At 72.8% G+C, this 11210-nt stretch carries 10 protein-coding genes; 5 read left to right on the top strand and 5 right to left on the bottom strand.

Annotated features, from left to right (window positions below; genetic code table 11):
* The first annotated feature begins 181 nt into the window (after positions 1 to 181).
* Both ACP4J3_RS14080 and ACP4J3_RS14075 read left to right on the top strand, forming a co-directional pair.
* Complete coding sequence (locus tag ACP4J3_RS14080) at positions 182 to 748, top strand: hypothetical protein (protein WP_426534041.1); 567 nt, start codon at positions 182 to 184, stop codon at positions 746 to 748.
* Positions 749 to 1266: 518 nt separating this feature from the next.
* Positions 1267 to 2469, top strand: coding sequence for an amino acid deaminase/aldolase (locus tag ACP4J3_RS14075; protein WP_426534039.1), 1203 nt, complete (start codon positions 1267 to 1269; stop codon positions 2467 to 2469).
* A gap of 1 nt (position 2470) precedes the next feature.
* Here ACP4J3_RS14075 and ACP4J3_RS14070 read toward each other — a convergent pair whose 3' ends face one another.
* The 4 genes from ACP4J3_RS14070 to ACP4J3_RS14055 are packed head-to-tail and all read right to left on the bottom strand — an operon-like array spanning position 2471 to position 6973.
* The gene (locus ACP4J3_RS14070) at positions 2471 to 3412 is read right to left on the bottom strand and encodes a DUF2510 domain-containing protein (RefSeq protein WP_426534053.1); all 942 of its coding nucleotides are present in this window, start codon (positions 3410 to 3412) and stop codon (positions 2471 to 2473) included.
* A 26-nt stretch (positions 3413 to 3438) separates the two neighbouring features.
* Positions 3439 to 4221 carry a 3-oxoacyl-ACP reductase gene (locus tag ACP4J3_RS14065; protein WP_426534037.1) on the bottom strand — a complete coding sequence of 261 codons (783 nt, stop codon included), beginning with the start codon at positions 4219 to 4221 and terminating at the stop codon, positions 3439 to 3441.
* The gene (locus ACP4J3_RS14060; RefSeq protein ID WP_426534035.1) at positions 4218 to 5600 is read right to left on the bottom strand and encodes an aldehyde dehydrogenase family protein; all 1383 of its coding nucleotides are present in this window, start codon (positions 5598 to 5600) and stop codon (positions 4218 to 4220) included. Before ACP4J3_RS14060 ends, ACP4J3_RS14065 begins: the two co-directional genes overlap by 4 nt.
* A gap of 8 nt (positions 5601 to 5608) precedes the next feature.
* Positions 5609 to 6973 carry a glutamine synthetase family protein gene (locus tag ACP4J3_RS14055; protein ID WP_426534033.1) on the bottom strand — a complete coding sequence of 455 codons (1365 nt, stop codon included), beginning with the start codon at positions 6971 to 6973 and terminating at the stop codon, positions 5609 to 5611.
* A gap of 85 nt (positions 6974 to 7058) precedes the next feature.
* Between ACP4J3_RS14055 and ACP4J3_RS14050 the strand changes: the two genes are divergently transcribed.
* From ACP4J3_RS14050 to ACP4J3_RS14040, 3 genes are all read left to right on the top strand, one after another.
* Positions 7059 to 7805 carry a FadR/GntR family transcriptional regulator gene (locus ACP4J3_RS14050; RefSeq protein ID WP_426534032.1) on the top strand — a complete coding sequence of 249 codons (747 nt, stop codon included), beginning with the start codon at positions 7059 to 7061 and terminating at the stop codon, positions 7803 to 7805.
* A 168-nt stretch (positions 7806 to 7973) separates the two neighbouring features.
* A complete protein-coding gene (gene eat, locus ACP4J3_RS14045; RefSeq protein WP_426534030.1) occupies positions 7974 to 9419 on the top strand; it encodes an ethanolamine permease in 1446 nt (481 codons plus the stop codon).
* Positions 9420 to 9455: 36 nt separating this feature from the next.
* On the top strand, positions 9456 to 10130 hold the full coding sequence (locus ACP4J3_RS14040; RefSeq protein ID WP_426534051.1) for a gamma-glutamyl-gamma-aminobutyrate hydrolase family protein: 675 nt from the start codon (positions 9456 to 9458) through the stop codon (positions 10128 to 10130).
* A 127-nt stretch (positions 10131 to 10257) separates the two neighbouring features.
* Here the strand turns inward: ACP4J3_RS14040 and ACP4J3_RS14035 are convergent, their stop codons facing one another.
* Positions 10258 to 11181, bottom strand: coding sequence for a LysR family transcriptional regulator (locus ACP4J3_RS14035; protein ID WP_426534028.1), 924 nt, complete (start codon positions 11179 to 11181; stop codon positions 10258 to 10260).
* Positions 11182 to 11210 lie beyond the last annotated feature (29 nt).

The raw sequence follows: 11210 nt of genomic DNA, 5'->3' as shown, positions 1-11210 counted from the left end.
GACGGAATCCGGGCCGGAGGCGCCGCCCGGCCGCCGAGGCGTGCCGACAGCACCACCCTGCCCAGGGGCGGTACCCGAGCGAGGAGGCATGCCGACGGAATCCGGGCCGGAGGCGCCGCCCGGCCGCCGAGGCGTGCCGACAGCACCACCCTGCCCAGGGGCGGTACCCGGGAGGGGAGGCGTGCCCGCGGAGCGCTGCCTGGCGGCGGTGCCGCGCTGTGGCGGCATGCCCGTGGAACCCCGCTGGGACGGTGTGCCGGCGGGACCCTGGCCGGGCGCGGTGCCAGGACCCGGAGCGGTTCCGGTGGAACCCTGCGCGGTGGGCGGGCGGTTGCCGGTGTCGGGTGATGGGTTCGCGGGGATCGGGCGGAGGTGGAACGTCGACTCCGCGGCGGTCTCGGCGGGAGCGCTCGTGCGGCGAGGTGCCGAGGGCCGGCCGGCCGGGCGGGGCGGTGTGCCGGAGCCCTCGGAGCGCGTCGGGCCGCCCACTTCGCGAGATCCGCCGCCGACGTCCGTACGCCCTGCCATGGGCGGCGCGTCCGGGAAGCGGGCCGAGGCTCGGGGCGGGGGCGGGGCGTCGGCGGTACCGGAGGTGCCGACTGCGGGGGACGGGATGCGTGCGCTCGGCTGGGGCTGGGTGCCGCCCGGCGCGGTTGCGCGTCCGCCCGGCGCGGTCGTACGTCCCTCCAGCGCGGTCGTACGTCCCTCCAGCGCGGTCGTACGTCCCTCCGACGAGCCGTCGGTGTGATCCGGCCTCGTGCCGACGCCGCCTGGCACAGTGCCCTCCGTTCGCGCGGCCCCGCCAGCCATGCCCTCCGCTCGCACGCCCCCGCCGACCATGCCCTCCGCTCGCACGGCCTCGCCGGCCACGTCGTCGTCCCGTCCGTCGCCGACAGTCGGCGGTGTCGTCGGGCGGGGTGGGACGGTCGGCGGAGGGGGCGTGGGGGGGCGTGGGGGGATGGGGGCGCGTCGCGCTTCCGTGCTCATGCACCCCCCGTTTCCCTGTGCCCGGGCCCGTCCTCGTGCGCGGGCCGCCGTCCCGTTTTCGGTCTGCCCCGCCCGGCACGGACTCCTCCGACCAGGCACGCATACCCGCACCGGGGGTACGTCATCCCGGCGCGACCGCGCGGCCGGGGACGTCCCCACATGCGTGCGCGTCACTCTACGGGTTGAACCTGCGCGAACGGGAACCAGTCCACGACCCCGTGCACATCTGCCCGGAACGTCCCCCTACCCTGCGGTAATCCCGTCTGGCAGGCTGCGTTCATGACTGCGCGCGCCGCCGACCGGGCCCGTTACGACCGGGCCACCGCCCATCTCGACGCCCCTCTCGCGATCGTTGACCTGGACGCCTTCGACGCCAACGCCGACGACCTGGTCCGCCGGGCCGGCGGGAAGCCGATCCGCGTCGCCAGCAAGTCCGTACGGTGCCGGGCCCTGCTGGAGCGGGTGCTCGCGAAGGACGGGTTCGCGGGGATCATGGCCTTCACGCTGGCCGAGTCCTTGTGGCTGGCGCGCTCCGGGTTCGACGACGTCCTGCTCGCCTATCCGTCGGCCGACCGCGCCGCGTTCGCCGAGCTGACCGGCGACCCCAAGCTCGCTTCCGCCGTCACCGTGATGATCGACGACCCGGCACAGTTGCGGCTGATCGACGGGTCACGCAACGGCGGTCGGGAAGTGGTGCGGGTCTGCCTGGAGTTGGACACCACGCTGAGGCTGCTGGGGGGACGGATGCGGGTCGGCGCCCGGCGTTCGCCGCTGCACTCCCCCGCCCAGGTCGCCGACGTGGCCCGTGCCGTCGCCCGGCGGCCGGGGTTCGAGGTCGTCGGGATCATGGCGTACGAGGGGCATATCGCCGGGGTGGGTGACTCCGTGGCCGGGCGGCCGGTGCGGTCGCGGGCCGTACGGCTGATGCAGGCCGCCGCGCGGCGCGAACTCGCCGAGCGGCGGGCCGAGGTGGTGCGGGCGGTGCGGGCCGTGGTGCCTGGGCTGGAGTTCGTCAACGGCGGCGGGACCGGCAGTGTGCAGTTCACGGCCGCCGAGGACGCCGTGACGGAGATCGGGGCCGGGTCGGGGCTGTACGTCCCGCGGCTGTTCGACAACTACACGTCCTTCAGCGGGCGTCCGGCCGCGCTGTTCGCCCAGCCGGTGGTGCGTCGGCCGGGTGTGGGCGTGGTGACCGTCCTCGGCGGCGGGTATCCGGCCTCCGGTGCGGCGGGAGCCGACCGGCTGCCGGTGCCGTATCTGCCCGAGGGGCTTCGGTACGACCCCCAGGAGGGGCCCGGCGAGGTGCAGACGCCGCTGCTCGGCTCCCCCGCCGACGATCTGCTGATCGGCGACAAGGTGTGGTTCCGGCATGCGAAGGCCGGTGAGTTGTGCGAGCGGTTCGAGGCGCTGCACCTCGTCGAGGGAGACTCGGTGACCGGAACCGTGCCGACGTATCGCGGCGAGGGGCACACGTTCCTGTAGGTCAGCGGGCCGATCGGATGCCCTTGGTGAAGCGGTCCATGTCGGCCAGCGGCGGGCCGTCCTCGCCCGCGTCGAAGACGTAACGGACGACGACCGGCGACTCGGTGCCGACGGTGGACGCGAACGCGAGGGACTGGACGTAGCCGCCCGGTCCCTTGGCCGTGGTGACCCGCCAGCGCACGAAGTAGCCGGCGCGGCCCGCCACCGAGACCGGGCCGGAGCCGACGGCCTTGTGGGACTTGATGCCCCCGAAGGGGCTGCGGCCGACGAGGTCGCGGTCGTAGGCGTCGTTCGCCGCGTCCTGGATGTCCGCCTTGGCGATCGCCTCGGGGGACGTGCCGTCGTCCGCGGACGCGGTGCGCGAGATGACCTTGCCGCGCCGGCAGTAGCCGAAGTCGACGGGGCACTGGTAGGTGCCGTCGGTGGTCATGAGGACGTCGGCCTCGGCGAGGTTGCGTGGTCTGACCCAGCCGTCGAGCAGCGGCAGGGTGAATCCGTTGAGCTCGTCGGTGACTACGGCCGGGTCGTCGGCGGAGGGCTCGGAGGCGGTCTCGGTCGGGGTGGGGGTGCCGGAGTCCGGCTCGCGCTGCGTGGGCTGCGAGGTCGCGAGCGTGGGCGCGGTCTCCGCCTCCGCGCCCCCGTCGTTCTCGCGCAGGACGATCACGCCCGTGACGAGCGCCGTGAGCAGGACGGCCCCCGCGGCGATCAGGGCGACGACCTTGGGCGTGCGCCCGGAGGCACCGTCGGCGGACGGCGGCCCGGGCGTCATCGGCGCGGTCACCGGCGGCGGCCCGTAGGCCTGCGGGGCGGGCGCCGGTGGCGTCGGTGCCGGCGGTGCCGCGTCCTCGGGGGCGCGCCGGTGCTCGGTCCAGGCCGTGCCGTCCCACCAGCGCTCCAGGTGCGGGGCGGAGGGGTCGCGGTACCAGCCGGGCGGGGGCGTCATGCTCATTCCGGAAACTGTAGAGCGGCCTACAGCGGCGTGACGTACGCCCCCGAGATTCCGCCGTCGACCAGGAAGTCGGTGGCGTTCACGAACGAGGAGTCGTCGCTGGCCAGGAAGGCGACGGCGGCGGCGATCTCCTCGGCCTCGGCGAAGCGCCCGAGGGGGATGTGCACGAGCCGGCGCGCGGCGCGCTCCGGGTCCTTGGCGAACAGTTCCTGCAGCAGCGGGGTGTTGACCGGTCCCGGGCACAGGGCGTTGACCCGGATGCCGTCGCGGGCGAACTGCACGCCCAGTTCGCGGGACATGGCCAGCACGCCGCCCTTGGAGGCGGTGTACGAGATCTGGGACGTGGCGGCGCCCATCCTCGCCACGAAGGACGCCGTGTTGATGATGGAGCCCCTGCCCTGCTGCCGCATGTAGGGGATGGCGGCCTTGCAGCACAGGTAGACGGAGGTGAGGTTGACCTCCTGGACGCGCTTCCAGGCCTCCAGGCCGGTCTCCAGGATGGAGTCGTCGTCGGGCGGCGAGATGCCGGCGTTGTTGAAGGCGATGTCGACGCTGCCGTAGGTGTCGTACGCCGTCTTGAAGAGCGCCTCGACCTGCTCGGCGTCGGTGACGTCGACCTTGACGAAGGTCCCGCCGACCTCCTCGGCGGCCGCCTTGCCGCGCTGTTCGTCGACGTCGCCGCAGACGACGTGCGCGCCCTCGGAGGCGAGCCGGCGGGCGGCGGCGAGGCCGATGCCACTGCCGGCGCCGGTGATGACGGCGGTACGGCCGACCAGTCGGCGGCACACAATCTCTTCGGTCACTGTGCGGGGCCTTCCGTGCTTTCGGTGCTGATGAAGACGTTCTTGGTCTCGGTGAAGGCGGTCAGGGCGTCCGGGCCCAGCTCGCGGCCGATGCCGGACTGCTTGAAGCCGCCGAACGGGGTCCAGTAGCGGACGCTGGAGTGGGAGTTGACGGACAGGTTGCCGGCCCGCACCGCCTGGGAGACGCGCAGGGCGCGGCCGACGTCGCGGGTCCACAGGGAGCCGGAGAGGCCGTAGTCGGTGGCGTTGGCGAGGGCGACGGCCTCCGCCTCGTCCGCGAAGGGGAGGACCACGGCGACGGGGCCGAAGACCTCCTCGACGGCCACGCGCGCGTGTGCGTCGACGCCGGTGAGGACGGTGGGCGGGAACCAGAAGCCGGGGCCCTCGGGGGCCTTGCCGCGGATGCCGTCGAGGTCGTCGGTGACGTACGAACGGACCCGGTCGAGCTGGACCTTGGAGATGAGCGGGCCCATGTCGGTCGTCTCGTCGGCGGGGTCGCCGACGGTCACCGCCTCGATGGCGGGGGCGAGCAGCTCCATGAAGCGGTCGTAGGCGGAGCGCTGGACGAGGATGCGGGTGCGGGCGCAGCAGTCCTGGCCGGCGTTGTCGAGGAAGGACATGGGCGCGGCGGCCGCGGCGGCTTCCAGGTCGGCGTCGGCGAAGACGATGTTGGGGCTCTTGCCGCCGAGTTCGAGGGTGACGCGCTTGAGGAGCGCCGATCCCTTCGCCAGCACCTGTTTGCCCACGGCCGTCGACCCGGTGAAGACGATCTTCGCGACGCCCGGGTGCTCGACGAGGGCGTTGCCGGCGACGGGGCCGTGGCCGGGGAGCACCTGGAACAGGCCCTCGGGAAGCCCGGCCTCCAGGGCCAGCTCCGCCAGCCGCCGGGCCGTCAGCGGGGTCGTCTCGGCGGGCTTGAGGAGGACCGCGTTGCCGGCCGCGAGCGCCGGGGCCGTGCCCCAGGCAGCGATCGGCATCGGGAAGTTCCAGGGCGCGATGACGCCGACGACGCCGAGCGGTTCGAGGATGGTGACGTTCAGGCCGCCGGGGACCGGGATCTGACGGCCGTTGAGGCGTTCCACTCCCCCGGCGGCGTAGTCGAGCAGATCGCGGACGTTGCCCGCCTCCCAGCGGGCGTTGCCGACGGTGTGCCCGGCCTCGCGCACTTCCAACTGGGCGAGTTCTTCGAGGTGTTCGTCCACCTCGACCGCGAACCGGCGCAGCAGCCGGGCGCGCTCGCCGGGGGCGAGGGCGGCCCACGCCGACTGTGCCTTGGCGGCGCGTACGACGGCGGCGTCCACGTCGGCCGCGGTGGCGGCCGGGACGGTGGCGACGATCTCTTCGGTGGCCGGATTCAGTACCTGGAGCTGGTCGGACAAGAAGGGCCTCACATGCGTTCGAAGGAGCGGCGCAGCTCCCAGTCGGTCACCGCGGCGTCGAAGGCGTCCAGCTCGACGCGCGCCATGTTGCGGTAGTGGGCGACGACCTCGTCGCCGAAGGCGGCCTTGGCGATCGGGCTGTTCTCCCAGAGCTCGGCGGCCTCGCGCAGGGTCGTGGGGACGTGCTCGAAGCCGGCGGTGTAGGCGTTGCCGGGGCAGGGCTCGGGCAGCTCCAGCTTCTGCTCGATGCCGTACAGCCCTGCGGCGACCAGTCCGGCGACGGCGAGGTGCGGGTTGACGTCGCCGCCCGGGAGCCGGTTCTCGAAGCGCATGGAGCGGCCGTGGCCGACGACGCGCAGCGCGCAGGTGCGGTTGTCGTGACCCCAGGCGACGGCGGTCGGGGCGAAGGAGCCCGGCTGGAACCGCTTGTAGGAGTTGATGTGCGGGGCGTACAGCAGCGAGAAGTCCCGCAGCGCGGCCAGTTGCCCGGCGAGGAAGTGGCGCATGACGTCCGACATGCCGCCCTCGCCGTCCCCGGCCATGGCGTTGTCGCCCGCCGCGTCCGCGAGCGAGAGGTGGATGTGGCAGGAGTTGCCCTCCCGCTCGTTGTACTTGGCCATGAAGGTGATCGAGACGCCCTCCTGGGCGGCGATCTCCTTGGCGCCGGTCTTGTAGATGGCGTGCTGGTCGCAGGTGACCAGGGCCTCGTCGTACTTGAAGGCGATCTCGTGCTGTCCCGGGTTGCACTCGCCCTTGGCGGACTCGACGGTGAGCCCGGCGCCCGCCATCTCGTTGCGGATACGGCGCAGCAGGGGCTCGATCCGCCCGGTCCCGAGCACCGAGTAGTCGATGTTGTACTGGTTCGCCGGTGTGAGCCCTCGGTAGCCCGCGTCCCAGGCCTGCTCGTAGGTGTCCTTGAAGACGATGAACTCCAGCTCGGTGCCGACGTTCGCCGTGTACCCGAGCTCGGCCAGGCGCTCGAGCTGGCGGCGCAGGATCTGGCGGGGTGCGGCCACCACGGGCGAGCCGTCGCTCCAGGCGAGGTCGGCGACGAGCATGGCCGTGCCCGCGTTCCAGGGCACGCGGCGCAGCGTGGCGAGGTCGGGGTGCATGGCGAAGTCGCCGTAGCCGCGGTCCCAGGAGGACATGGCGTAGCCGTCGACGGTGTTCATCTCGGTGTCGACGGCGAGCAGGTAGTTGCAGCCCTCGGTGCCGTGGTGGAGGACCTCGTCGAGGAAGAAACGGGCGGCGAACCGCTTGCCCTGGAGCCGCCCTTGCATATCGGGGAAAGCCAGGACGACAGTGTCGATCTCACCGCCGGCGACGAGGGCGTGCAGCTCCTCGACGCTCAGCGGGGGTGTGCGGTCTGCCACGGGAGAGCCTCCTTCGGCTACTTCGGTCAGCCGGAAGCCATAAGGTATTGCTCAGGACCATTGATTGGGAAGGGGGTCCGACCACATGTCGCAGGCGGGTACGGAGCACGGGGCGCCCGAGGCCGATGACCGGCTGACCCCGGTGCTGCGGCCGGTGCGGGCCGGCAATGGTTTCGAGGAGGCCCTGGAGCAGATCCTCCAGGTCGTACGGCTCGGCCTGGTGCCGGGCGGCGAGCGGCTGCCCGCCGAGCGCGAGCTGGCGGACCGGCTGGGGATCAGCCGGGTGACGCTGCGCGAGGTGCTGAAGGTGCTCCAGGACCAGGGGCTGGTGGAGTCCCGGCGCGGCCGCTACGGCGGCACGTTCGTGCTGCCGCGCTCCGTGACGCCCGGCGAGGAGGAGCTGCGCCGCCGGCTGAAGGGCATCGACGTGGAGGACGCGCTGCGCTTCCGCGAGGTGCTGGAGGTGGGCGCGGCCGGGCTGTGCGCCGCGCACGGGATGGACGAGGAGCAGGCGGGCCGGCTGCGCGAGGCGCTGGCCCGCACCCACGACGCCCCGCTCTCGGAGTACCGCCGCCTGGACACGCTGCTGCACCTGACGCTGGCCGAGCTCTCCGGCTCCCCCACCCTCACCGCGCAGTACGCGGCCGTACGCGCGACGGTGAACGACCTGCTCGACTGCATCCCACTGCTCGTGCGCAACCTGGAGCACTCCCAGCGCCAGCACACCGCGCTGGTGGAGGCCGTGATCGAGGGCAACGCCGAGTGCGCGCGGGAGATCATGCGCGAGCACTGTGGAGGTACGGCGGCGCTCTTGCGGGGATTCCTGGGCTGAAGGCGGCCCGCGCACCGCGTGAGCGTGGATTTACGCCCGATTAACGCAAGGGTATTGCCTTGAGCGACCAACCCCGCAAAGGTATGGATCCATTCCATTGAGCCGGAGCTCGGTCGACCCCACCGTGCCCGGAAATGCCCGGAGTCCGCCGCCCGTGGGAGTTGGCCCATGTCCCTGGAATCCACAAGCTCATCCACCGCCGCGCAGGCGGACGACTATCTGGAGCGCAGAGCCCTGCGCCGCGGCAGCGCCGGCTGGGTGCTGCTGACCGGTCTCGGTGTCGCCTACGTCGTCTCCGGCGACTTCTCCGGCTGGAACTTCGGTCTGGCCGAGGGCGGCTTCGGCGGCCTGGCGATCGCCATGGTGCTGATGGGCGCGATGTACGCCTGCATGGTCTTCGCCCTCGCCGAGCTGTCCGCGATCCTGCCCACTGCGGGCGGCGGCTACGGCTTCGCACGCCGGGCGCTCGGCCCGTGGGGCGGCTTCCTCACCGGTACGGCGATCCTCATCGAGTACGTCCTCGCGCCCGCCGCGATCGTCATCTTCATCGGGGACTACGTCGAGTCCCTGGGCCTGTTCGGCCTGGAGTCCGGCTGGCCGATGTACCTGGTCTGCTTCGCGATCTTCCTCGGCATCCACCTCTGGGGCGTGGGCGAGGCGCTGCGCTTCAGCTTCGTGGTCACCGGCATCGCGGTGGCGGCCCTGATCGTGTTCGCGCTGACGGCGCTGCCGGACTTCTCCTTCGGATCGCTGGACGACATCCCGGTCGACACATCGGCGGCGGGATCGAGCTCCTGGCTGCCCTTCGGCCTGCTCGGCATCTGGGCGGCGTTCCCCTTCGGGATGTGGTTCTTCCTGGGAGTCGAAGGGGTGCCGCTGGCCGCCGAGGAGACCAAGGAACCGGCTCGTACCCTGCCGAAGGCGATCCGCTGGTCGATGGCCATCCTCGTGGTGCTGGCCGTGGTGACCTTCTTCGCGGCGGCGGGCGCACGCGGCTCGGCGGCGATCCAGGAGGCGGGCAACCCGCTGGTGGAGGCGCTGCAGCCGGACGGCGAGGCGACGACGCTGAGCCGCATCGTGAACTACGCGGGCCTGGCGGGCCTCGTGGCCTCCTTCTTCTCCCTGATCTACGCGGGCTCACGCCAGCTCTTCGCGCTCTCCCGGGCCGGCTACCTGCCCCGCTTCCTCTCCCTCACCAGCCGCCGCAAGGCGCCGTACCTGGGCCTGCTGGTGCCCGGCACGATCGGCTTCCTGCTGGCGGCGGTGACGGGCGACGGCGCGCGCATGCTGAACATCGCGGTCTTCGGCGCCACCATCTCCTACGCCCTGATGTCCCTCTCCCACATCGTGCTGCGCCGCCGCGAGCCGGAGCTGGCGCGGCCGTACCGCACGCCGGGCGGGGTGCTGACGTCGTCGGTCGCGCTGGTGCTTGCCTGTGCGGCGCTGGTGGCGACGTTCCTGGTGGACGTGACGGCGGCGTTCATCGCGCTGGTGGTGTACGTCGTGGCGATCGGGTACTTCGGCCTGTACAGCCGTAAGCGTCTGGTGGCGAAGGCTCCGGAGGAGGAGTTCGCGGCGCTGGCGGCGGCCGAGGCAGAGTTGGCACGGGACTGAGCCGTAGAGAGTGAGGGAGTCGCTGTGACCAGGCCGCTGATCGGGGTCAGCACCTATCTGGAGTCCGGTGCGCGCTGGGGCGTGTGGGAGCTGGACGCGGCGCTGCTGCCGGTCGGCTATCCGCGGCTGGTGCAGCGGGCCGGCGGCCTGGTGGCGATGCTCCCACCGGACGCCCCGCAGTACGCGGCGGCGGCCGTGGCCCGGTTGGACGGGCTGGTCATCGCGGGTGGGCCGGACGTGGAGCCGGTGCGCTACGGCGCTCAGCGCGAGCCTCGCACCGGGCCGCCGGCCCGGGAGCGGGACGCGTGGGAGCTGGCCCTGATCGACGCGGCGCTGGCGGCGGGGCTGCCGCTGCTGGGCATCTGCCGGGGCATGCAGCTTCTGAACGTCGCCCTCGGCGGCACGCTCACGCAGCACATCGACGGGCACGCGGAGGTGGTGGGCGTCTTCGGCAGCCATGCCGTGAAGCCGGTGCCGGGGAGTCTGTACGACGGGCTGGTGCCGGAGGAGACGTCCGTGCCGACGTACCACCACCAGGCCGTGGACCGGCTGGGCGAGGGTCTTGTGGCATCGGCGTATGCGGCGGACGGCACGGTGGAGGCGCTGGAACTGCCGTCCGGGGGGTGGGTGTTGGGCGTGCAGTGGCATCCGGAGATGGGGGACGATGTGCGGGTGATGCGGGAGTTGGTACGGGTCGCCGCCGGCGGCTGAACCAGAGTCTCGAGGTTTTCAGCCCGTCCGGCGTTTGAGGACGAGGCCCGTTCAGGGCCGACGCGGGGGTCCGGGGGCGGCAGCCCCCGGGGGCCGGGAATGGGTAGGGGCGGCGGGGGCGAGGAAACTACCCCCGCGTCAGCGACAGCAGGTCTCGTGCCGGGCCCACCGGGCGGTGCCCCGTCGGCCACACCGCCCGCAGGTCCCGCGCCAGCGACACGCCCGCCACCGGCACGCTCACCAGCCGCCGCATCGCCAGTTCCTCACCGACGGCCAGTTCGCTCAGCACCGCAGGACCCGCCCCGCTCACCGCCGCCGCCTTCACCGCGGTCGTCGACGACAGTTCGATCAGCGGGCGAGCCAGGCCGCCCAGCGCCGCGTCCAGGACCTGCCGCGTCCCCGAACCCGTCTCCCGCAGGATCAGCGGAGTCGCCGACAGCTCCGACGCCTCCAGCGGACGACGGCGACGCGACCACAGATGCCCCGGCGCGGTCACCACGATCAGGTTGTCGTGGGCGATGACGACCGAGTCCAGCCCCGTCGGCACGGTCAGCCCCTCCACGAACCCCAGGTCCGCCTCGTCCGCGAGCAGCCGCTCGGCGACCGCCGCCGAGTTCCCCGCCAGCAGCGACACCGCCGTGTCCGGCCGCTGTGCCCGCAGCGCGAGCAGCCACCCCGGCAGCAGATACTCCGCGATCGTCATGCTCGCCGCCACTCGCAACCGCGAGTCCCGCCGGTCCCTGAGCGCCTGCGCCCCCGCGTCGAACGCCTCCGCCGCCTCCACGACCCGCCGCGCCCAGTCCGTCACCAGCGCCCCGGCGTCCGTCAGCCGCGAGCCCCGCGGTGACCGGTCCACCAGCGCCACCCCGAGCTGGCGTTCCATCGACCGGATCCGGCTGCTCGCCGCAGGCTGAGTGATCCCCAGCTCACGCGCCGCCCCACCCAGACTCCCGAGCCGCGCCACCGCCAGCAGCAGTTCCAGCGCGCCGAGATCCGGGACGCGATGCGCCAAGGACCCCGCGCGAAACTGCCCCTCCGCCACCTCTGCCATAAGTGCAGTTTATGTCCTCATAGAGGCAA

The sequence above is a fragment of the Streptomyces sp. UG1 genome (assembly GCF_049974585.1).
Classification (GTDB): Bacteria; Actinomycetota; Actinomycetes; order Streptomycetales; family Streptomycetaceae; genus Streptomyces.
The sequence above is the reverse complement of the archived record's forward strand: the minus strand, read 5'-3'. Positions and strand labels throughout refer to the sequence as shown.

Excerpts from the sequence above, each read along its gene's own strand:
- ACP4J3_RS14050 (WP_426534032.1), top strand. The coding sequence starts at position 7,059 with ATGTCGCAGGCGGGTACGGAGCACGGGGCGCCCGAGGCCGATGACCGG.
- ACP4J3_RS14075 (WP_426534039.1), top strand. The coding sequence starts at position 1,267 with ATGACTGCGCGCGCCGCCGACCGGGCCCGTTACGACCGGGCCACCGCC.
- eat (WP_426534030.1), top strand. The coding sequence starts at position 7,974 with ATGTCCCTGGAATCCACAAGCTCATCCACCGCCGCGCAGGCGGACGAC.
- ACP4J3_RS14070 (WP_426534053.1), bottom strand. The coding sequence starts at position 3,412 with ATGACGCCCCCGCCCGGCTGGTACCGCGACCCCTCCGCCCCGCACCTG.
- ACP4J3_RS14035 (WP_426534028.1), bottom strand. The coding sequence starts at position 11,181 with ATGGCAGAGGTGGCGGAGGGGCAGTTTCGCGCGGGGTCCTTGGCGCAT.